Annotated in this window: 19 protein-coding genes and 1 pseudogene; 14 read left to right on the plus strand and 6 right to left on the minus strand. The window is 46.3% G+C overall.

The window, feature by feature from the left end; all coding sequences use genetic code 11:
* Positions 1-23: 23 nt before the first annotated feature.
* Positions 24-2,093, plus strand: coding sequence for a methionine--tRNA ligase (gene metG, locus K5Q99_RS06190; protein ID WP_220776360.1), 2,070 nt, complete (start codon positions 24-26; stop codon positions 2,091-2,093).
* 295 nt (positions 2,094-2,388) lie between these two features.
* On the plus strand, positions 2,389-3,345 hold the full coding sequence (locus K5Q99_RS06195; RefSeq protein WP_220776361.1) for an AEC family transporter: 957 nt from the start codon (positions 2,389-2,391) through the stop codon (positions 3,343-3,345).
* A 158-nt stretch (positions 3,346-3,503) separates the two neighbouring features.
* Here the strand turns inward: K5Q99_RS06195 and K5Q99_RS06200 are convergent, their stop codons facing one another.
* A complete protein-coding gene (locus tag K5Q99_RS06200; protein ID WP_220776362.1) occupies positions 3,504-4,256 on the minus strand; it encodes a Nif3-like dinuclear metal center hexameric protein in 753 nt (250 codons plus the stop codon).
* Positions 4,257-4,326: 70 nt separating this feature from the next.
* Positions 4,327-4,797, minus strand: coding sequence for an outer membrane lipoprotein (locus K5Q99_RS06205; protein WP_220776363.1), 471 nt, complete (start codon positions 4,795-4,797; stop codon positions 4,327-4,329).
* A gap of 54 nt (positions 4,798-4,851) precedes the next feature.
* Here K5Q99_RS06205 and aat point away from each other — a divergent pair, with 54 nt between their 5' ends.
* The 3 genes from aat to infA all read left to right on the plus strand — a co-directional run bounded on the left by aat (position 4,852) and on the right by infA (position 6,563).
* Positions 4,852-5,565 carry a leucyl/phenylalanyl-tRNA--protein transferase gene (gene aat / locus K5Q99_RS06210; protein WP_220776364.1) on the plus strand — a complete coding sequence of 238 codons (714 nt, stop codon included), beginning with the start codon at positions 4,852-4,854 and terminating at the stop codon, positions 5,563-5,565.
* Entirely contained in the window at positions 5,552-6,253 is a 702-nt protein-coding gene (locus K5Q99_RS06215; RefSeq protein WP_220776365.1) for an arginyltransferase, read from the plus strand. The genes aat and K5Q99_RS06215 overlap by 14 nt, the downstream gene beginning before the upstream one ends.
* Before the next feature lie 91 nt (positions 6,254-6,344).
* Positions 6,345-6,563 (plus strand): translation initiation factor IF-1, encoded by a 219-nt coding sequence (gene infA / locus K5Q99_RS06220; protein ID WP_006081934.1) that lies wholly within the window; start codon positions 6,345-6,347, stop codon positions 6,561-6,563.
* Positions 6,564-6,679: 116 nt separating this feature from the next.
* Here the strand turns inward: infA and clpA are convergent, their stop codons facing one another.
* Both clpA and clpS read right to left on the minus strand, forming a co-directional pair.
* Positions 6,680-8,947 (minus strand): ATP-dependent Clp protease ATP-binding subunit ClpA, encoded by a 2,268-nt coding sequence (gene clpA / locus K5Q99_RS06225; RefSeq protein ID WP_220776366.1) that lies wholly within the window; start codon positions 8,945-8,947, stop codon positions 6,680-6,682.
* Positions 8,948-8,990: 43 nt separating this feature from the next.
* Positions 8,991-9,299, minus strand: coding sequence for an ATP-dependent Clp protease adapter ClpS (gene clpS / locus K5Q99_RS06230; protein ID WP_006081936.1), 309 nt, complete (start codon positions 9,297-9,299; stop codon positions 8,991-8,993).
* A gap of 194 nt (positions 9,300-9,493) precedes the next feature.
* Here clpS and cspD point away from each other — a divergent pair, with 194 nt between their 5' ends.
* A complete protein-coding gene (gene cspD, locus K5Q99_RS06235; RefSeq protein ID WP_006081937.1) occupies positions 9,494-9,700 on the plus strand; it encodes a cold shock domain-containing protein CspD in 207 nt (68 codons plus the stop codon).
* Positions 9,701-10,022: 322 nt separating this feature from the next.
* Here cspD and K5Q99_RS06240 read toward each other — a convergent pair whose 3' ends face one another.
* A complete protein-coding gene (locus tag K5Q99_RS06240) occupies positions 10,023-12,248 on the minus strand; it encodes an NADP-dependent isocitrate dehydrogenase (RefSeq protein WP_220776367.1) in 2,226 nt (741 codons plus the stop codon).
* Positions 12,249-12,591: 343 nt separating this feature from the next.
* Between K5Q99_RS06240 and rluE the strand changes: the two genes are divergently transcribed.
* The 6 genes and pseudogenes from rluE to K5Q99_RS06270 all read left to right on the plus strand — a co-directional run bounded on the left by rluE (position 12,592) and on the right by K5Q99_RS06270 (position 18,666).
* Entirely contained in the window at positions 12,592-13,377 is a 786-nt protein-coding gene (gene rluE, locus K5Q99_RS06245; protein WP_246604402.1) for a 23S rRNA pseudouridine(2457) synthase RluE, read from the plus strand.
* 67 nt (positions 13,378-13,444) lie between these two features.
* A pseudogene (locus K5Q99_RS06250) lies at positions 13,445-13,940 on the plus strand (NUDIX hydrolase).
* A 294-nt stretch (positions 13,941-14,234) separates the two neighbouring features.
* Positions 14,235-15,353, plus strand: coding sequence for a tRNA 2-thiouridine(34) synthase MnmA (gene mnmA, locus K5Q99_RS06255; protein ID WP_173244504.1), 1,119 nt, complete (start codon positions 14,235-14,237; stop codon positions 15,351-15,353).
* A 3-nt stretch (positions 15,354-15,356) separates the two neighbouring features.
* The gene (gene hflD / locus K5Q99_RS06260; RefSeq protein WP_131523325.1) at positions 15,357-15,974 is read left to right on the plus strand and encodes a high frequency lysogenization protein HflD; all 618 of its coding nucleotides are present in this window, start codon (positions 15,357-15,359) and stop codon (positions 15,972-15,974) included.
* 29 nt (positions 15,975-16,003) lie between these two features.
* Complete coding sequence (gene purB, locus K5Q99_RS06265) at positions 16,004-17,374, plus strand: adenylosuccinate lyase (protein WP_219235236.1); 1,371 nt, start codon at positions 16,004-16,006, stop codon at positions 17,372-17,374.
* Between the two features lie 152 nt (positions 17,375-17,526).
* Positions 17,527-18,666: a ribosomal protein uL16 3-hydroxylase gene (locus tag K5Q99_RS06270; RefSeq protein ID WP_220776369.1), complete on the plus strand. Its 1,140-nt coding sequence runs from the start codon at positions 17,527-17,529 to the stop codon at positions 18,664-18,666.
* Positions 18,667-18,842: 176 nt separating this feature from the next.
* Here K5Q99_RS06270 and K5Q99_RS06275 read toward each other — a convergent pair whose 3' ends face one another.
* On the minus strand, positions 18,843-19,292 hold the full coding sequence (locus tag K5Q99_RS06275; RefSeq protein ID WP_106650731.1) for a DUF4826 family protein: 450 nt from the start codon (positions 19,290-19,292) through the stop codon (positions 18,843-18,845).
* Positions 19,293-19,572: 280 nt separating this feature from the next.
* Between K5Q99_RS06275 and K5Q99_RS06280 the strand changes: the two genes are divergently transcribed.
* The gene (locus tag K5Q99_RS06280; protein ID WP_106651836.1) at positions 19,573-20,607 is read left to right on the plus strand and encodes a Glu/Leu/Phe/Val dehydrogenase dimerization domain-containing protein; all 1,035 of its coding nucleotides are present in this window, start codon (positions 19,573-19,575) and stop codon (positions 20,605-20,607) included.
* Between the two features lie 192 nt (positions 20,608-20,799).
* Positions 20,800-21,144 carry a hypothetical protein gene (locus K5Q99_RS06285; protein WP_006081947.1) on the plus strand — a complete coding sequence of 115 codons (345 nt, stop codon included), beginning with the start codon at positions 20,800-20,802 and terminating at the stop codon, positions 21,142-21,144.
* Positions 21,145-21,178 lie beyond the last annotated feature (34 nt).

Raw genomic sequence — 21,178 nt, forward strand, 5'->3', positions numbered from 1 at the left:
CCCACCACGATATTTGAGACAAGATGGCAACTTCACAACGTAAAATTCTCGTGACCAGCGCACTTCCCTACGCAAACGGACCGATACATTTAGGTCACATGTTGGAATACATCCAGACAGATATCTGGTCGCGTTATCAAAAGCTTCGTGGACATGAGTGCCACTATATTTGTGCCGATGATGCCCATGGCACGCCGATCATGCTTAAAGCCCAGCAATTAGGCATAGCGCCTGAAGATATGATCGCCCAAGTGAATAAAGAACATCAGCAGGATTTCGCCGATTTTAATATCGCCTTCGATAATTATCACAGCACCCACAGTGAAGAAAACCGCGTGCTGGCGAGTGATATTTACTTAAAACTGCGGGCGAATGGCTATATCAAAAGCAAGAGCATTTCTCAGCTGTTCGATCCTGAGAAATCCATGTTCCTACCTGACCGCTTCGTAAAAGGTACTTGTCCTAAGTGTAAATCGCCCGATCAATACGGTGACAACTGTGATGCCTGCGGCGCGACTTACAGCCCAACTGAACTGATCAATCCAAAATCAGCGGTATCGGGTGCAACGCCAGTGATGAAAGACACTGAACACTTCTTCTTCGACCTGCCTGCCTTTGAAGGCATGCTAAAAGAGTGGACTCGCTCGGGTGCACTGCAAACAGAAATGGCCAATAAACTCGACGAATGGTTCGAGCAAGGTCTGCAGCAATGGGATATTACCCGTGATGCACCTTACTTTGGTTTCGAAATCCCCGATGCACCGGGCAAATATTTCTACGTGTGGTTAGATGCGCCTATCGGCTATATGGGTTCATTCAAAAATCTGTGCGACAAACGCCCAGAACTGAGCTTTGATGAATTCTGGAGTAAAGATTCAACCGCTGAGGTTTATCACTTCATCGGTAAAGACATAGTCTACTTCCACAGCCTGTTCTGGCCAGCCATGCTGCACGGCTCAGGTTATCGTCAGCCAAACAGCGTCTATGCCCACGGCTATGTGACGGTCAATGGCGCGAAAATGTCAAAATCAAAAGGCACCTTTATCAAGGCGCGCACCTATTTAGATCATTTAGATCCTGAATATTTACGTTACTACTACGCCGCCAAACTCAGCAGTCGTATCGACGATTTAGATTTAAATCTGGAAGATTTCGCCCAGCGCGTGAACTCAGACTTAGTCGGTAAGCTAGTGAACTTAGCCTCGCGCACCGCAGGTTTTATCACTAAACGCTTCGATGGCAAGCTCGCGAAAATTAACGACACCACCCTGACCGAAGCGTTTTTAGCCAAGCAAGACGTGATTGCCGATTTTTACGAGTCGCGCGAATACGGCAAAGCGATGCGCGAAATCATGGCGCTGGCGGATATTGCCAACGGGTTTGTGGCCGATGCTGCACCTTGGCAAATGGTGAAACATGACGATCAACAGGAAGCGGCACATCAAGTGTGTTCAAACGCCTTGAATCTGTTCCGTATTTTAGTGACTTATCTAAAACCTGTATTGCCACGTTTAGCCCAAGATGTAGAAGCCTTCTTCCAATTGCCACTCACTTGGGATGCATTGAGCCAAGATTTAGCGGGCCATGAAATCGCCCCATTCAAGGCCATGATGCAACGTGTTGAGCTGGATAAAGTCAATGCCATGGTTGCTGATTCCAAGGATAACCTGCAAGTCACGGCCGATGCGCCAAAGACGGCTGCGCCTGAAAAAACCGCTAAAGCTTCATCGGTGAGTAGTGAGCCGCTGGTTAACGATCCTATCAGTGAGACCATCAACTTTGATGATTTTGCTAAAATCGACCTGCGTATCGCTCGCATCGTTAAAGCTGAACATGTTGCTGACGCTGACAAATTACTCAAATTACAACTCGACATCGGTGGTGAAACGCGCCAAGTGTTTGCCGGGATCAAATCGGCTTATTCGCCAGAAGATCTCGAAGGCAAGTTAACTGTAATGGTGGCGAACTTAGCGCCACGTAAGATGCGTTTTGGCATGTCTGAAGGCATGGTGTTAGCAGCAGGCCCTGGTGGCAGCGACCTGTGGATTTTAGAACCCCATGAAGGCGCACAGCCTGGCATGCGGGTTAAGTAATCTGCGCTAGCTAACGCTTGAAAATCAATAAGGCCGCATTTTATGTGGCCTTATTTGTTGATATCGATTGTTTGAACCTTTTCGTGGCGCCGAGTGTCAATTCGTCTTTTAAAAGACTGAGTTTACGCCACTAGGTTTAGCTGACAGGTTTAAGCGACTGCTTTAAGTGACAGGTTTCAGAAAACGAGTTAATGCTCGTATTTCTATCGACAAGGCATTCGCTGCAGTGTGATATCCATATCTGTGACAGGTCTAAAATCGACGCAATGTTCAGTGAATCATTCGAGGAGTAGTTATGGTAAATATCGTTGAGCAGTTGCTGTTTTCTGCCTCGATTACGGGTCCAATCTGTTTGATGTTAGCGCTCGGAGTGATCCTAAAACGCACCCAAATCATCAATGAAAACTTTATTGATGTCGCATCAAAATTAGTCTTTAACGTGACGCTGCCAGCCTTACTGTTCCTTAGCATTATTAGCTCCAATCACGATCTCGCCTCCAGTGCGCCCTTAATTGGCTATGGTTTAGCGGCCAATCTGCTGTTTTTTATATTATCCACCTATGCAACTGGACGACTATTTCCCAAGCACAAAGACCAAGGCGTGATCATTCAAGGGGGATTCAGGGCCAATACCGCGATTATTGGCTTAGCTTATGTTTCCAACGCCTACGGCAGTTCTGGTGTTGCTTTAGCTGCGGTTTATGTCGCCTCGATGACGCTGCTCTACAATATTCAAGCGGTTATTTGCCTCAGCCCTAAAGGCGAAGAATCCAGCCAACGCGCATTTGGCGTGATTATTAAAACCATCACCAAAAACCCACTGATCATTGCCATTATGGTCGGCATGTTGTTCTATTTACTTGCTATTCCAGTACCGAAAATGGTGCTTGATGCGGGCCAATACTTTGCCAATATGACCCTGCCACTAGCGCTACTGTGCACTGGCGGTTCGCTCGATATTGGTTCACTCAAACATGAAAAGCATTCGACTTGGTTCTCGACCGCATTAAAACTGATCTTTGCCCCGCTTTTTATCACGCTTGGGGCCTTGCTGTTGGGCTATCGTGGGATTGAGTTAGCGCTGGTCTTTTTAATGAGTTCTGCGCCCACCGCAGCCGCCAGCTATGTGATGGCACGCGCCATGGGTGGCAATGCATCCCTTGCAGCCAATATTATCGCGCTGACCACAGTCTGCTCGTTGATCACGTGCACCTTAGGCATCTTTGTATTGTCAACTTTGGAGCTGATCTAGCTGCTGCTAAAGGCTAAGAGCTAATTGCTAAATCAGCTAGAGGAACAAGTTTGAGTGCTGATAAGTCACCATAACTCACAGCAAAAAGGCGAGCCATGCTCGCCTTTCGTTTAGGGATAAACGGTTAGATAGTCATCATAAGCCGCTTTATTAATGGATTAGACCGGATTGGTGATATCTACAAAATGGTGCACTAAATCAAACTCGCGGGCGAGATGACGGCCTAAGGCTTGAATCCCAAAACGCTCGGTCGCATGGTGCCCCGCCGCAAAATAATGTACGCCCTGCTCTACCGCACTGTGGAAAGTGCGTTCGGACACTTCACCACTGATAAACGCATCCACACCTAAACTCGCCGCAACATCGATATAATCCTGCGCGCCGCCAGTACACCAAGCTAAATGTTGGATCTTGGCATCGCCATCACCTATGTGCAGTGGAGCTCTGCCTAACGCATCCTCAAGGGTGTGAGAAAATTCGCTAGCACTAACCGCAAGATCAAGTTTTCCACGCCACAGCAGCCCCTGAGCCACCTCTTCGATGGCTTCTGCGTCGACGATCCCAAGTTGCCTGCCTAAGGTCGCGTTATTACCGAGCATTGGGTGGGCATCTAAGGGCAAATGATAGCCAAACAAACTAATATCATGCTTGAGTAGCGCCTTAATCCTGCGTTGTTTCATGCCAGTGATCACTTCAGGCTCATTCTTCCAAAAAAAGCCGTGATGGACCAAAATCGCATCGGCGTTTAATCGAATCGCTTCATCGATCAAGGCCTGACACGCAGTCACGCCCGTCACTATGGTGCGGATCTCATCCTTGCCTTCTATTTGAAGCCCATTGGGCGCGTAATCTTTAAACGCCGAGATATGTAAAAAATCGGCTAAATATTGGGTTAATTCTGTCCGTGTCATTGCATTACCGTCCTTTACTCAAGATGTTCATTTACTAAAAATGGCGACTTAATCAAAATAAGACAGTCGCTTACATCGCGATATCAACACGCACACCACCTTGCAGGTAGACCACTCGCACTCTGTCACCCGCATTGAATACCATGCCAGCATCATAGTCTTGGATCACCATAACTTGGGTGCCATCTTCTTGATTGATCATCAATTCAACCAGCTTCAATGACTGCACGCTCGTGCCACTGCCATAACGATTACCAATACTGCCACCAATCAAAGCGCCTAAAATGGTTGCTACATCACGGCCAGAACCGCCACCAAACTGATTACCAATCACCCCACCCGCTAAGGCGCCACCAAAGGTTTTCCAGCCTTGATTACGGTCTTCAATCAGCTGGGTTTCAGTGATATTACGTACTGAGGTAATATCGCCATAGAGCACTTTCTCGACAGGCACAGCTTGATTACGGTCATAACCTGCACTCGCGGGGCTGATGATAAACGCAAAAATAAACATAAAGCTTGCTAGAGTAGGTTTCCACATATCTGAATTTCCGCTAACTTAATAATAAGGTCTATAACTAAATCATACTCAATTGTGAAGTCACTGTCTTTTCTGAATCACGAATTTGAAGCTTTTCCTTCACCCGAACTCGCCTTAACCGATCCTAATGGGTTATTGGCTATCGGCGGCGACTTACGCCCTGAACGCTTACTCTCGGCTTACTACAACGGTATTTTTCCTTGGTTTAACTCAGATGATCCTATTTTGTGGTGGTCGCCCGATCCCCGCGCCGTGTTTATTCCAGGTGAAGTCCACATCAGCACAAGTTTGCGGAAATACTTAAAAAAACAACCTTGGCGGATCACAATCAATCACGCTTTCACCGATGTAATGGCGGGATGCGCGCAGCCAAGAGAAAAACAGAGCGGCACTTGGATCACCCAAGAAATTCAAATCGCCTATCGCGAACTGCATCACACAGGTCACGCCCATTCCATTGAAGTCTGGGAAGGCGAACGTTTAATCGGTGGGCTTTACGGCTTAGCGATCGGCCAAGTGTTTTGCGGCGAATCCATGTTTCACCGTAAAACTAATGCGTCCAAGGCCGCCGTTGCAGCGCTGCAACAGCATTTACTCAAAATGGGATTCAAACTCATCGATGCACAAGTGATGAATCCTCACCTAGAAAGTTTGGGAGCCAAAGCCATTAAACGCATTGATTTTATAACGTTACTTAGCGAACTGAGAAACAATCCCGTGGACCCAACGACTTGGACCACTAAAGAGGTCATCCTTGAACTCGAGTAAAGCATCGATCGCTATCGGTATCAGTCAAATATTTCCCTGCAGCTACCTCGATGGCCAGCAGGAGCAGCTACTTGTCATCCAAGAAGATACGCTCGATCCCATTTTATTTGAGCGTTTACTCGCGGTGGGTTTTCGCCGCAGTGGCGGCTCCATCTATAAACCCCGTTGCCCAAGGTGCAGCGCGTGCCAGCCTATTCGTGTGCCAGCGCATGAATTTGTGCCATCGAAACGTCAAAAACGGACCTTAGCAAAAAACCAAGATCTGACCTGGCGAATTACTTCGGAGCAAACCGCTGAACAATATGCCCTGTATGAGCATTACATTCGTAAGCGGCATTTTGATGGCCCTATGTTTCCCCCGAGTGAAGATCAATATCATCACTTTCTTTTTTGCCATTGGTTGCCACCGACGTTTATCGAAGTCTATAACGGCGATAAATTATTAGCGGTTGCGGTTACAGATACCTTACCCAATAGTCTTTCGGCAATTTACAGCTATTTTGACCCCGACGAAGAACAGCGTTCCCTCGGCGCCCTGTTAATTTTAATTCAGTGCCGATTGGCAAAACTCATGGACAAAGAATTTGTTTATCTCGGATATCAAATAGATGAAAACCGTAAAATGTCCTACAAGCGTTTATATCGCCCATATCAAATTCTCACACCGACGGGCTGGGAGTATTCCTAAGTTTGCTAAGTACTTCCCCTTTACAGCAGGGTGAATTTGGGGCATGATACGCCCGTTTTTTATATTCGAAGGCTAATGGGATAATTAATTAATGGCGAAAGAAGACAACATTGAAATGCAAGGCACTATCCTTGAAACCTTGCCAAACACAATGTTTCGTGTAGAGCTTGAAAATGGTCATGTGGTGATAGCCCACATTTCAGGCAAAATGCGCAAAAACTACATCCGGATCCTTACTGGCGATAAAGTTACCGTCCAGCTGACTCCTTATGATCTGACCAAAGGTCGCATTGTCTTCCGCGCACGCTGATATAGCCTCTTAGATTTAAAAACCCGGCAAGGCCGGGTTTTTTTGTTTGCGAAAGATGAAAAAAATGGCTGCAATTGCAGCCATTTTTATGTCTAAAACTAATGGAGAATCAAGCGTTAAGCTTTTGTTGTCGCTTTTTCGTGACGTTCGGTACGAATGACAATCTCGCCCTCCTTCACATCCACATGCGCCACACCGCCTGACTCTAAGACACCAAATAAGATCTCGTCTGCCAATGGACGTTTGATCAATTCGGTCACGACCCGAGCCATTGGACGCGCGCCCATGTTCTTGTCGTAACCTTTCTCGGCCAACAAGGTTCTGGCTTCGTCGCTGACATCCAAAGTAACGTGTTTTGCATCCAATTGAGCCTGCAATTCCACCAAGAATTTATCGACCACTTTGGCGATAATCGTCATATCCAAATGGTTGAACCAAATGATGGAATCGAGACGATTTCGAAATTCTGGTGAAAATACCCGATTAATTTCAGATAACGCATCTTGGGTGTGATCTTGTTGGGTAAAGCCAATCGACTTACGAATAGTCTCCTGAACACCCGCGTTGGTCGTCATCACCAAAGTCACGTGTCTGAAGTCCGCCTTACGACCATTATTATCGGTCAAAGTACCGTGATCCATCACCTGCAACAGCAAGTTATACACATCGCGGTGGGCCTTCTCTATTTCATCCAATAGCACCACACAGTGTGGGTTTTTAATCACAGCATCGGTGAGCAAGCCACCTTGGTCATAACCCACATATCCAGGAGGCGCACCAATCAAGCGAGAAACTGTGTGGCTTTCCATGTACTCTGACATGTCAAAGCGCACCAGTTTCATCCCTAAACAGTTGGCCAATTGGTTAGTGACTTCGGTTTTACCCACACCGGTGGGGCCCGCGAATAAGAAGCTACCCACAGGTTTCCTGTCTGTGCCTAAGCCACTGCGCGATAAGCGAATGGCTGAACTTAGGCTCTCAATGGCCTTGTCTTGGCCAAAGACCACCATCTTAAGGTTACGCTCAAGATTACGCAGCAAGTCCTTATCAGTGGCGGATACCGACTTCTCAGGGATACGTGCCATTTTCGCCACTATCGACTCAATCTCAGCTTGGCCTATGGTTTTTTTACGTTTGCTAATAGGCAACATCACCATACGCGCACCCGCTTCATCGATCACATCGATGGCTTTATCGGGTAAATGTCTGTCGTTGATGTGCTTGGCCGACAATACTGCAGCGCTGCTGATCGCAGCCTGTGTATAACGAACCCCATGATATTCTTCGTATTTAGACTTAAGCCCCATCAAAATCTTAGTGGTTTCTTCCACTGAAGGCTCATTGATATCCACCTTTTGGAAACGACGTGCAAGTGCGCGGTCTTTCTCAAAAATACTTTGATATTCTTGAAAAGTGGTCGAGCCCATGCAACGCAAGTTGCCGCTAGATAGCAAAGGTTTCAGTAGATTAGAGGCATCCATTACGCCGCCAGAGGCCGCGCCCGCACCGATAATGGTGTGGATCTCATCGATGAATAGGATGGCATGCTTATCCGCCGCCAGTTCTTTTAACAAGTTCTTGAAGCGTTTTTCAAAGTCGCCGCGATACTTAGTTCCCGCCAGCAGTGAACCTAAATCCAAGGAATACACTGTCGCTTCAAGCATCACATCGGGCACTTGTTTATTGACGATGCGATACGCCAACCCTTCGGCAATCGCCGTTTTACCTACACCCGCCTCACCCACTAACAGTGGATTATTTTTACGGCGACGGCACAGGGTTTGAATCGCGCGCTCGATTTCTTGATCGCGACCAATCAGTGGGTCAATGATCCCTTGCTTAGCAAGTTGGTTTAAGTTGGACGCAAATTGCGACAACATGCTGCGCTCTTCGTTGCCCTCGCTCTGATCTTCGATACGTTCTTGATCTTGATGTGACTCAGCATCATCATTTTTGGCGAAACCATGGGAAATAAAATTCACAACGTCTAAGCGACTAATATCGCAGCGACGCAGTAAATACACGGCTTGGGATTCTTGCTCACTGAAAATGGCGACTAACACGTTAGCGCCGTTCACTTCATTGCGACCCGATGACTGCACATGGAATACAGCACGTTGCAGCACTCGCTGAAACCCGAGCGTTGGCTGAGTTTCTTTGTCATCATCAATATCGGCAATGATTGGGGTTGTTTGTTGGATAAAGCTTGCCACTTCATCTCTGAGTTTATCTAGATTCGCTCCACAGGCGATTAACGCTTCTTGAGCCGCAGGATTGTCGATCAGAGCTAATAACAGATGTTCCACTGTCATATACTCATGACGCGCGTCTCTGGCTTGCTGAAACGCCAGATTTAAGGTGACTTCCAGGTCTTTGTTCAGCATAAGCACCCCCAAAATTAACAACAGACTACAGAGTAAAGCGGTTTTACGCTTTCTCTAACGAACACAGTAACGGATGTTGGTTTTGTCTTGCAAATTGATTTACTTGTATCACCTTAGTTTCTGCAATCCCAAACGGGAAAATACCGCAAATTCCTTTTCCTTGGTGATGGATAGTCAACATGATATCGGTCGCTTCCTGCTCGTTCTTGCGAAAGAAAACCTGCAAAACTTCAATCACAAAATCCATTGGGGTGTAATCATCATTATTGAGTACCACCTTATACATCGAAGGCGGCATTAACTCTGATTCGACACGTTCTTCAACGTGTTCAATATTTCCTATCTTTGCCATTTTTTAATACTAGCCTCTCGTGTTGGCCTCTTCCAATTGATCCGTTCAAATTAATCAGTTGTTACCCCTTTGTTAATTTTAGCTTGACTTCCGCTTTTACTCCTTACATTCTGTTGTGCAGACGGTGAACGAATACCCGTCTATACAGGTTTTACTATCTTACTGGTAAGTAGACAACAGAAGGAAGTGGAAGTATGGCAAGCGGAACTGTTAAATGGTTCAACAACGCCAAAGGATTCGGGTTTATTTGCCCTGATCAAGGTGGTGAGGACGTTTTTGCACACTATTCTACCATTGAAATGGAAGGCTATCGAACTCTAAAAGCAGGCCAACCCGTTCAATTTGAAGTAGAAGCCGGTCCAAAAGGGATGCACGCTTCAGCCATTTCACCAACAAAATAACGTTTGGTGAGGCCAATGATCTAAAAGGCAGGGACAAGTCCCTGCCTTTTTATTGCTGCGTGTTTCATCAATTTTCACCACTTAATGCTGCATCGCTCATCATCATTTCGCATGAATTTAATTCAAGATCAATCTCTGCACATCACCCATTGCATCCCCACAAAAAGATTTCATCACCAGTCTCGACAGTAAATTTAGGGCATAAAAAAGGGATCTGCTATGCAGATCCCTTTTTAAAATCAGTCTAATGACTTACAACCTTACATCAACTTTGATAGCCCACACTGATGCGCACCCCATCCAAAAGCTAAAACTAACGAGATTAAGCAATCAACAGCTTGTTCAACGTCTCGCTTGGACGCATAGCTTTTTCAGCCTTAGCCGCATCTAAACGGTAGTAACCACCTAAATCAACTGGTGCACCTTGTGCATTGTTTAACTCAGCGACAATCACTTGCTCATTCGTCGCCAGTGCATGCGCTAACGGAATAAAGTGAGCTTGTAACTGCTCATCTTTCGTTTGCGCGGCTAAGGCTTGTGCCCAGTACATGGCTAAGTAGAAATGGCTGCCACGGTTATCCAGTTCACCAACTCTTCTTGATGGCGATTTATTGCTATCTAAGAATTGGCCAATGGCTTGATCTAAGGTATCAGCTAACACTTGGGCTTTTGGATTACCGACAGTTTGGCTTAAATGCTCAAGAGACGCCGCCAGAGCCAAGAATTCACCCAGTGAATCCCAACGTAAGTGACCTTCTTTCTCAAGCTGTTGCACATGCTTAGGTGCACTACCGCCCGCGCCAGTTTCAAATAGACCACCACCGTTCATTAACGGCACGATTGACAGCATTTTAGCACTGGTGCCTAGCTCTAGGATGGGGAACAAGTCAGTCAGGTAGTCACGTAAAACGTTACCCGTAACTGAAATGGTATCTTTGCCTTCTTTGATGCGAGCCAAAGACAAACGCGTCGCCTCTTCTGGAGACATAATACTGATATCTAAGCCATCAGTGTCATGTTCTGGCAGATACTGCTGCACTTTTGCAATGATTTGCGCATCGTGGGCACGTTTGCTATCTAACCAGAATACCGCAGGAGTATTGCTTAAACGGGCACGGCGCACGGCCAGTTTGACCCAATCACGGATAGGTGCGTCTTTAACTTGGCACATTCTCCAGATATCGCCCGCTTCCACATTGTGGCTCATCAATACCTTACCGCTGGCATCGACAACGTTAACCACGCCGTCAGTTGGCATTTCAAAGGTTTTATCGTGACTGCCGTACTCTTCGGCTTTTTGCGCCATCAAGCCCACGTTTGGCACGCTGCCCATGGTTTTAGGATCAAAAGCGCCGTGCTCTTTACAAAAAGCAATCGTTTCTTGGTAAATACCCGCATAACAACGATCAGGGATCATGGCTTTAGTGTCATGCAGTTGACCGTCTGGTCCCCACATTTGGCCAGATGAACGAATCGCAGCAGGCATAGACGCATCGATAATGATGTCGCTTGGCACGTGTAAATTGGTGATACCTTTGTCAGAGTCAACCATAGCCAATGCGGGACGTGCAGCGTAAACGGCGGCGATATCGGCTTCGACTTCGGCGCGGCTATCGGCAGGTAATGTCGCGATCTTGGCATAAACATCACCAAAACCGTTGTTAACATCTACGCCTAATTCAGCGAAAAGCGCCGCATGTTTGTCAAATACTGGCTTGAAGAATACCTTCACAGCGTGACCAAACATAATAGGATCAGACACTTTCATCATAGTGGCTTTCAGATGCAGCGATAACAGCACATCTTCAGCTTTGGCGTTGTCGATTTCACGCTCATAGAAGCTTACTAAGGCTTTTTTACTCAATACCGCAGCATCGATAATTTCGCCAGCCAGCAGCTTAAGACCCGATTTGAGCACCACTTCTTGGCCATCTTTTTGCGTCAGCACGATATTCACGCTGCCCGCATCAGATAAAGTCAAAGACTGCTCGCTACCGTAGAAATCGCCTTCAGTCATGTGGGCAACGTGAGACTTAGAATCCTTAGCCCATTTACCCATGGAATGCGGGTTTTTCTTGGCGAAGTTTTTCACCGATAATGGCGCGCGGCGATCTGAGTTACCTTCACGCAGTACTGGGTTTACCGCACTGCCTTTGATCTTGTCGTAACGTGTTTTGATTGACTTTTCAGCGTCGGTTTTTGGCTCATCCGGATAATTTGGGATGTCATAACCTTTTTGCTGCAGTTCAAGGATACAGGCTTTTAATTGTGGAATTGAAGCACTGATATTCGGTAACTTAATGATGTTCGCTTCTGGCTGATTTGCTAACTCGCCAAGCTCAGTCAGATGGTCGCCAATCTTTTGTGCGTCGGTCAATTGCTCAGGGAAACTGGCAATAATACGGCCCGATAACGAGATATCACGGGTTTCAACAGCAACGCCCGCGGCGTCGGTAAAGGTTCTGATAATTGGTAAGAGTGAGAGGGTTGCCAATGCTGGCGCTTCGTCTGTTTCAGTGTAAATAATTGTTGATGAGTTATCTTTCATGTTACATCCTACATTATTGTAAAATTTAATATTTTTTATAATAATTTTATAGCATGGCGAACAAATCTGAGCACAGTAAAAATATCAATCAAGGCAATCGAGTCCACCTTAATCTTCCACATTCTCAATGCCCTTCTGTCTTTGCGCGCAAGCTAAAACTTGTTACAACGACTCATTAAAACCTAATAAACATTTAGGCACAGATCACATTTTCTGGCCGACATCATAGAGCATTCGCAATAATATTCAAATTCCACTAACGGCGAATGCCAAGTACACTATGACCACATTAACGACTCAATCAAGTCAGGTAAGCGTGTCTCAACCTCCTGTTAGCAAAAGTATGAACAAAAACAAATTTCCACCTAAACGTGCCAATTCCAGTACTAGTTCCACAGCCAAGAGCACGATTAAACCCGCTAAGCCCGCGAGCAGAGGCCCGGCCAGCCGCGCTTCCGCCGTAGATAGCAAAGTGGCGCCAGCACGTAATGCCAATGGCAGTTTAAAGAAAGAACCCTTTAAAAATCCTAATCGACGCGCAATTGCGGCGGCAAAACCGGTGCAGAGCCAAACCCTCGCGCCGATTATCGTGCTGTTTAATAAGCCTTTTGATGTACTTTGCCAGTTTACCGATGAACAAGGTCGCAAAACCCTAAAAGACTATATTCCCATTGCTGATGTGTATGCCGCAGGCCGCTTAGACAGAGACAGTGAGGGCTTGTTACTGCTAACCAACGACGGTCAATTACAGGCAAGACTGACCGAGCCGAAAAAGAAAACATTTAAAACCTATTGGGTGCAAGTAGAAGGCGTTCCGACGGAAGATGCACTGACTAAACTGCGCCAAGGTGTTGAATTGAATGATGGTATGACGCTGCCTGCTAAAGTCAAAATCATGGATTCACCCGACGTTTGGCCACGCAATCCACCGGTGAGAGAACGCAAAAATATCCCAACGACTTGGTTGGAAATCCAAATTCATGAAGGCCGTAACCGCCAAGTCAGACGCATGACAGCACATATAGGTTTTCCTACCTTAAGATTAATCCGTTATAAAATAGGCCAATGGAGTCTAGATAATTTGCCATCGGGCGAGCATAAATGCATCCGCCTCGGTGATGAAGTCTAACTTTCAGCCAAGTTTCTGCGCTCAACGCCACTAAAAAGTGGCACCATGTCCACTCGAAGGAGGCACCATGAGTCAACGATATAAACCCAATGTGACCGTCGCTTGTATTATTCATGCGACCTCACAGGACAAATATCTGATGGTGGAAGAGTGGATTGATGGCGAGCAGCGCTTTAAATCAGCCAGCGGGTCACTTAGAAGCCAATGAAAGCTTAATCCAAGCCTGTGAGCGTGAAGTGTTTGAGGAAACGGGGTTATCACTTAATCCCCAAGGACTCGTCGGCATCTATCAATTTAGCGCCAGTGAAGACTTAGCCTTTGTGCGCTTTACTTTCTTCGTGCAATTAAATGAAATGCCCTCACCTGCGCCGCAGGATAACGCTATCCACAGTGCGCACTGGCTGAGTTTTGCACAGATAGAAGCTAAGTCATCTTTACTGCGCAGCCCCTTAGTGCTCGATTGCCTAAAAGACTATCTTAATAACGCACAACAGGGCCAAACTTATCCCCTCTCCTTACTCAATAGTGACCGCCTCGCGATAGCCCAAGCGAGTAATGCGTGATAGAATACCGCCCCGCATAAACGGCTTGTTAAACTTATGCATGTGCTAGTGCCTAGCGGCCTCTACGTGGCTAAATAGCAGACTGTACAGTAGACCGTAAATACGAGTTTTACTGTTAGCTCGCACTACACCCTGATTTTTAAGTTAGCTCTTAAGTTAGCCCTTAAGTTAGCTTTGATTTAACGCTAGCCCATATTTTTTAAGCTAGGTTAGGCACTTTTTGTTAAGCGCTCAATGTCGCGGCTTAACTTCAACAACCTAGCCAACACACATACTCAATGGTTTTTAGGATCTATGACATCAATCGAACCCACTCATACAGGAAAAAAAGTCATTGTCGGCATGTCCGGCGGTGTAGATTCATCTGTTTCAGCCTATTTGCTTATGCAGCAAGGCTATCAGGTTGAAGGCCTATTCATGAAGAACTGGGAAGAAGATGACAACAACGAGTACTGCGCGGCCGCAGAAGATTTAAAAGATGCCCAAGCCGTGTGCGACAAGCTCGGGATCAAGCTACACACAGTCAACTTTGCTGCCGAATATTGGGACAATGTATTTGAGTATTTCCTCGCCGAATACAAAGCCGGCCGCACGCCAAATCCCGATATCATGTGCAACAAAGAGATAAAATTTAAGGCATTTTTAGAATTTGCCGACGAAATCCTCGACGCCGATTACATCGCAATGGGCCACTATGTTCGCCGTCGCGATAACAGCGACGGCAGTACGCAAATGCTCCGCGGTGTTGATGGCAATAAAGACCAAAGTTATTTCCTCTACACCCTTAGCCATGAGCAAGTAGCCCGAAGCCTGTTCCCTGTCGGTGAGCTCGAAAAACATCAAGTTCGTGAAATTGCGAAAGAAATGGGCTTAATCACCCATGACAAAAAAGACAGTACTGGCATCTGCTTTATCGGTGAGCGCAAGTTCACTGAATTTCTAGGGACTTATTTACCGGCGCAGCCTGGCAATATTGAAACCCCAGAAGGTGAAGTCATAGGCACGCACCAAGGACTCATGTACCACACCTTAGGCCAACGTAAAGGCTTAGGCATTGGCGGCATGAAAAACAGCAATGACGATCCTTGGTATGTGGTCGATAAAGATCTTGAGCGTAACGTATTGATCGTGGGTCAAGGCGGACACCATCCCCGTTTGATGTCGACCGGCATGACAGTTAACCAACTGCATTGGGTAGATAGAACTGGGCCTGTCGATGGTTGTCATATCGCAGTGAAAACCCGTTATCGCCAACAAGATGTGCCTTGTACATTAACCTACACAGATGAACACACCTTGCGCGTGGTCTTCGATGAACCTGTTGCGGCGGTGACGCCTGGACAGTCTGCGGTATTTTATGATGGTGAGGTCTGCCTAGGTGGCGGCATCATAGATCAATTAATCCGAGGGTAAAGCGTGAACGAGCAACTCATTAATCGGACGATGGCGTTTGCAGGCATACTGCAAGCCATTGCCCAAGTTCAACATTTAGCGCGCCATGGCGAATTGGATAATGCCGAGCTCGCAGCGAGCTTAAACACCATTCTCGTCACCAATCCTGACAATACGGCCGATGTCTACCAAGATAAAATCGTATTGCAAAAAGGCTATAAGCTGATCCTGAACCAGCTCGGTGACAGCAGCCAAAAAGATGTTGAAATCACCCGCTATTTAGTGGGCGTGCTTGCCCTTGAGCGTAAACTCGTGCGCTCTAACAGTGGCTTAGGCATGTTGGCTGAACGTATTAATCAAGTGAATCGCCAGCTACATCATTTTGCCATCACAGATGAGCAAGTTGTTGCCAATCTTGCCAGCATTTACAGTGACATCATCAGTAATTTAGGGCCAAAAATCCAAATATCGGGTAATCCTGTGTGTTTGCAGCGCCCTATTGTACAACATAAAATTCGTGCTCTGCTGCTTGCCGCTATACGCAGCGCAGTACTGTGGCGTCAGTTGGGCGGTAAACGTCGACACTTAGTCTTCGCCCGCAAAGCCATAGTCGATACAGCCAAGAAAAGTCTTACCCTATAATAAAATTAGCGTTCATCAAGGAGCTACACATGGATCTTTCCGCACTAACTGCTATCTCTCCGGTAGACGGTCGTTATGGTAGTAAAACCGCGTCATTGAGAGGGATTTTCAGCGAGTTCGGTCTTACCAAGTACCGTGTTCAGGTTGAAATCAATTGGCTAAAACTGTTAGCCGACTGTCCAGACATTAGCGAAGTGCCAACATTGAGCGCGTCAGCTATCGCCGTGCTCGATGGCATTAAAGACAATTTCAACGAACAAGATGCGCTGCGTGTTAAGGCTATCGAAAGCACCACTAACCACGATGTAAAAGCGGTTGAATACTTCATTAAAGAAAAAATCGCGGACAATGGCGAATTAGCCGCTGTAGGTGAGTTTGTTCACTTTGCTTGTACTTCTGAAGATATCAACAACTTAAGCCACGGTTTAATGCTGACTGAAGCCCGCGAGCATGTATTACTGCCTTACTGCAACGAGTTGCTGACGGCAATTAAAAAGCTGGCGATTGAATATCGATCTGTGCCATTAATGTCACGTACCCATGGCCAACCTGCGTCACCTTCGACGCTCGGTAAAGAGATGGCGAACGTCGCAGTGCGCCTTGAACGTCAAATCAAACAAATCGCCAATGTTGAAATCATGGGTAAACTGAATGGTGCCGTAGGTAACTACAATGCTCACCTGTCAGCCTATCCTGAAGTTAATTGGCATGAGCTGTCTGAGCGTTTTGTGACTAGCCTTGGCTTGCACTGGAATGCCTACACGACGCAAATCGAGCCACACGATTACATTGCCGAATTGTTTGATGCGGTTGCCCGTTTCAACACTGTGCTGATTGACTTTGACCGTGATATTTGGGGTTACATCGCCCTAGGTCACTTCAAACAACGCACTATCGCCGGTGAAATCGGTTCATCGACTATGCCGCACAAAGTTAACCCCATCGATTTTGAAAACTCTGAAGGTAACTTAGGTATCGCTAACGCACTGATGCAACATTTAGCGTCTAAACTACCGTTATCAAGATGGCAACGTGACTTAACTGACTCGACTGTACTGCGTAACTTAGGTGTGGGTATTGCCCATGCGTTGATCGCGTATCAAGCGACCTTAAAAGGCATCAGCAAGTTAGAAGTTAACGAAGCGCATCTGCGTGATGAGTTAGATCACAACTGGGAAGTGTTAGCAGAACCCGTACAAACGGTAATGCGTCGTTATGGTATTGAAAAGCCATACGAAAAATTAAAAGAACTGACGCGCGGTAAACGTATCGACGCGCAGCAACTGTCAGTGTTTATTGACGGACTTGAATTACCAGACTCAGTGAAAGCTGAACTGAAGAAAATGACGCCCGCCAATTACATTGGTCGCGCCGAAACGTTTGTCGACGAACTGAAGTAAGTTATTAATTAAAATTGGCGATTAACTAATATTAAGCTATTGACTGAAATTAGTTATTAACTGAAGTTGGCGACGGACAATACTCTTTCTTAAACAGAAATAAGGATTAAGGCGACCCACATCACCGCGATGTGGTCGCCTTTTTTAACACTATGTATACACTCAATCTCGATATCGCCCAGTTTCTTAGTGAATACTGGCAAAAGAAACCCCTGTTGATCAAAAAAGCCTTTCCGCAATTTGAAGATCCTATCAGCGCCGATGAATTAGCAGGCCTTGCTTGTGAAGAAGAAATCTCTTCACGCATCGTCGTCACCAAAGATAATGATTGGGAAGTGGTGCAAGGTCCGTTTGAAGATTACGACAGCTATGGCGAAACCCATTGGCAATTATTAGTGCAAGCCGTCAACCATTGGTATCCCGATTCGCAGCCATTAGTTGAAGCTCTACGCTTTTTACCTGACTGGCGCTTCGATGACTTAATGGCATCATTTGCAACCCCAAGTGGCGGTGTCGGCCCGCACGTCGATAACTACGATGTGTTTATCATTCAAGGCGAAGGTGAGCGTCGCTGGACTGTGGGTAACAATACGCCGCAACAACGTCGTGGCGGCAATCCAAACTCGCCGCTGGTTGAAGACTTCACACCCATTATCGATGTAGTGTTAGAAAAAGGCGACATGCTTTATATTCCACCCGGTTTCCCGCATTGCGGCGAAACCCTAACTGTGGCAATGAGTTACTCGATTGGTTTTCGCGCTCCTAGCCAGCAAGAATTGGTCAGTGAAGTCGCCGATTATTTGCTCGACAATAACTTAGGTCAGCAGCGTTTCACCTCGCAAACTGAACCGAGTTCAGCCGGTATCGTCAGCCAAGACCATCAAGTGGGCATCATGTCACTCTTGAGCCAGCTGAGCCAAGATCCTAATAGCTACCAAATCGTGTTGGGCAAGTTGCTTAGTCAAAACCGTTTCGAGCTTGATTTGTGTGAAGGCGAAGAAGCTTACAGCATGGAAGATTTGCAAGATGCCTTCGCCCAAGGTGCTGGAGTGAGCCGTATCGGTGGTTTGAAAGTATTGCGCCTTGAAAATGACGCCACGCCGCGATTATTCATCAATGGTGATGTACACGAACTGCCCCAAACACCGGCAGACGTAATCGCACAGTTGAGCGATAACGTCAGCTTAAACGCCGATGAAGCGACTGAAATATGTCAGCATGAAGAAGTCCAAGCCTTACTGTTGAAACTCATCAATCAAGGTTTCTACTACTTGAGCGACAGCGAAGAATAAGCCCTATCGACTTTGTTCGATGCTCTTGTTCTCAACAGAGGAAATCTGCATATACGTCAGTATAAGTAAGGCACTCAATTGAGTGCCTTATGGTTATTTCAGTTATCAGTATAAACCAACGCAAGAGACTGTATTAACTCAATACTATCTAAATACAATCCTCAACTCATTTGAGTTTAAGCATTCCACAGTTTATCGTCATTGTGCATACGATATAAACTCTCGGCGCGCGATACCAGTAACTGTGCAAATTTAGCCTGAGTGGCATCACGGGTGGCGCCTGAGCGCACTAAGTTTTCCGCCTGCATTTGCCACATCATAGAGAAATGACGTACCGCATCACGGGCCGTTGCAGCCACTTTCACATCGACGAAATCCGAGGGTAAATCGCCCGACATAACCCAATAGGTTTTGTTGCTGGGACGCTTGGATTCCATTTTCCAAATTGCCATGTAAGGCGCAAGATAACGACTTTCATCGGCCAAGACTTTAGTTGGGATCACGCCTTTTTCAGCGAGGAAACGATTCGCTTTTTGAAATTGAGTTCTGACCCACTCTTGACGCAGCTTTTCTATTTCTTCAGCTGATAAATTCTGTTGAGTTTGGTCGACAGCTTGTTCAGTCATACTTCCGTCCTATCTTATTGTTATAACGCGAACCTAATTCTTGGGATCAGTGCGCGATTCATTCTATTCGTTACATTAAATTCAGTACAATCCATTTTCAACCGCAAAGCTTACGTTTACGTAAAGTGGAAAGCTAAATTGCCACAAATAATGTATTTATTCGGTCATTATGCATGGTTGAGAGTATCGCTAAATGCTATGGTTCTGCAATAAATATAACAAGCAGTCGATAGAGGCTCATCTCATCGGCTTTTTCATTGTGTATAGCGGAGAAATTCACGTGGCTGTATTTAATCATGTATCCTTTGACGAACATGAACAGGTCGTATTCTGTCATGATAAAGAAAGTGGCTTAAAGGCCATTGTCGCCATCCATAACACCAACCTTGGCCCTGCTGTTGGTGGTTGCCGGATGTGGAATTACCAATCGGATGATGAAGCCCTGACTGACGTATTACGCCTCTCTCGTGGCATGACTTATAAAAATGCCCTTGCCGGTTTAACCATGGGCGGCGGCAAATCAGTGATCATCGCCGATCCTAAAAGACCAGACCGCGAAGCCCTATTCCGCGCTTTTGGCCGTTTCATCAATAGCCTCGGCGGCCGCTATTATTCCGCTGAAGATGTTGGCACTACTACGGCTGATATCATGATCGCCCATGAAGAAACCCCTTATATGGCAGGTCTTGAAGGCAAGAGTGGCGATCCATCACCGTTCACCGCTCTTGGCACTTATTTAGGCATCAAAGCTGCGGTTAAACATAGACTCGGTTTAGACAGTCTAAAAGGGCTTAAAATCGCCGTTCAAGGCGTAGGTCATGTTGGCTATTACCTGTGCAAACACTTACATAACGAAGGCGCCGAACTGATTGTTACCGACATTCATCAAGCCTCGTTAGACAAAGTCGCTACCGACTTTGGCGCTATTGTGGTCGCGCCACAAGAAATCTACTCACAAGATGTGGATGTATATGCTCCTTGTGCCCTTGGCGCAACCTTAAACGATGCGACCTTACCGCAGCTGAAAGCCAAAATTGTTGCTGGCTGTGCCAACAACCAATTAGCTGAAGTACGCCACGGCGAACAGTTGAAAGAAATGGGCATACTGTACGCGCCAGACTATGTGATCAACGCAGGCGGCATTATCAACGTGTCGTTCGAAAAAGATTACGATGCGGCGAAATCGACCGCTAAAGTAGAAGAAATTTATAACACCCTGCTGAAAATCTTCAGCCAAGCCGACGAACAGAACCGGACAACTGGCGCTGTAGCAGATGAAATGGCCAAAGCCATTATCGAAGCCGCTAAAAAGTAATATCTCTACCTGTGTAACATCCGCAAAAGCGACCTCAGGTCGCTTTTTTGTTATCTAACATTTAATCTAACGCTAAGCCCATGGTTTAGCCGCGCTTTTAATTCCGACACAGAATATTCATTTAATCACGCTGGAAAACGTCATATATGTCTGCTTGAATTAGCCTATCAGGTCCCAGCACAGGATAGCGCTATGATCCGTTTTAAATATGATCTCAACCAAGATGTGGTAGAACTGCAAGCCAGCAATTGGAGCGGTTTAGAACGGGTCTTTGTCAACGGTCAGATGGTGTCGCACAAGCTGAATTTTAAGCCTCAGAGCGAACACACTATTCAACTTAAAGACGGCGCACCTTGCAAGTTTGAACTGCTTATCGATCCCCAAACCGATGAGTTGATGTGCCGGATTTATAAGCAGCACACTCTCGTCGCCAGCCTAAAACAAGGCAAAGAAAATTTGTTAGCCAGCCGCCGTTATTTGCAACACTCAGTAATAGCCGTCAGCTTACTGTGCGTCTTTGCACTTTACTTGAATTGATTACACCAGTTTAATCCCGCGAAGTAACGGATGA

Origin of the sequence: Shewanella hafniensis (assembly GCF_019655335.1) — a bacterium.
In the GTDB taxonomy this organism is placed as follows: Bacteria; Pseudomonadota; Gammaproteobacteria; order Enterobacterales; family Shewanellaceae; genus Shewanella; species Shewanella hafniensis.

Bases quoted from the DNA above. Each gene is read 5' to 3' on its own strand.
- K5Q99_RS06285 (WP_006081947.1), top strand. From the start codon at position 20,800: ATGATCCGTTTTAAATATGATCTCAACCAAGATGTGGTAGAACTGCAA.
- K5Q99_RS06195 (WP_220776361.1), top strand. From the start codon at position 2,389: ATGGTAAATATCGTTGAGCAGTTGCTGTTTTCTGCCTCGATTACGGGT.
- clpA (WP_220776366.1), bottom strand. From the start codon at position 8,947: ATGCTGAACAAAGACCTGGAAGTCACCTTAAATCTGGCGTTTCAGCAA.
- K5Q99_RS06270 (WP_220776369.1), top strand. From the start codon at position 17,527: ATGTATACACTCAATCTCGATATCGCCCAGTTTCTTAGTGAATACTGG.
- cspD (WP_006081937.1), top strand. From the start codon at position 9,494: ATGGCAAGCGGAACTGTTAAATGGTTCAACAACGCCAAAGGATTCGGG.
- K5Q99_RS06275 (WP_106650731.1), bottom strand. From the start codon at position 19,292: ATGACTGAACAAGCTGTCGACCAAACTCAACAGAATTTATCAGCTGAA.
- clpS (WP_006081936.1), bottom strand. From the start codon at position 9,299: ATGGCAAAGATAGGAAATATTGAACACGTTGAAGAACGTGTCGAATCA.
- mnmA (WP_173244504.1), top strand. From the start codon at position 14,235: ATGACATCAATCGAACCCACTCATACAGGAAAAAAAGTCATTGTCGGC.
- purB (WP_219235236.1), top strand. From the start codon at position 16,004: ATGGATCTTTCCGCACTAACTGCTATCTCTCCGGTAGACGGTCGTTAT.
- rluE (WP_246604402.1), top strand. From the start codon at position 12,592: ATGAACAAAAACAAATTTCCACCTAAACGTGCCAATTCCAGTACTAGT.
- metG (WP_220776360.1), top strand. From the start codon at position 24: ATGGCAACTTCACAACGTAAAATTCTCGTGACCAGCGCACTTCCCTAC.
- K5Q99_RS06240 (WP_220776367.1), bottom strand. From the start codon at position 12,248: ATGAAAGATAACTCATCAACAATTATTTACACTGAAACAGACGAAGCG.
- K5Q99_RS06200 (WP_220776362.1), bottom strand. From the start codon at position 4,256: ATGACACGGACAGAATTAACCCAATATTTAGCCGATTTTTTACATATC.
- K5Q99_RS06205 (WP_220776363.1), bottom strand. From the start codon at position 4,797: ATGTGGAAACCTACTCTAGCAAGCTTTATGTTTATTTTTGCGTTTATC.
- infA (WP_006081934.1), top strand. From the start codon at position 6,345: ATGGCGAAAGAAGACAACATTGAAATGCAAGGCACTATCCTTGAAACC.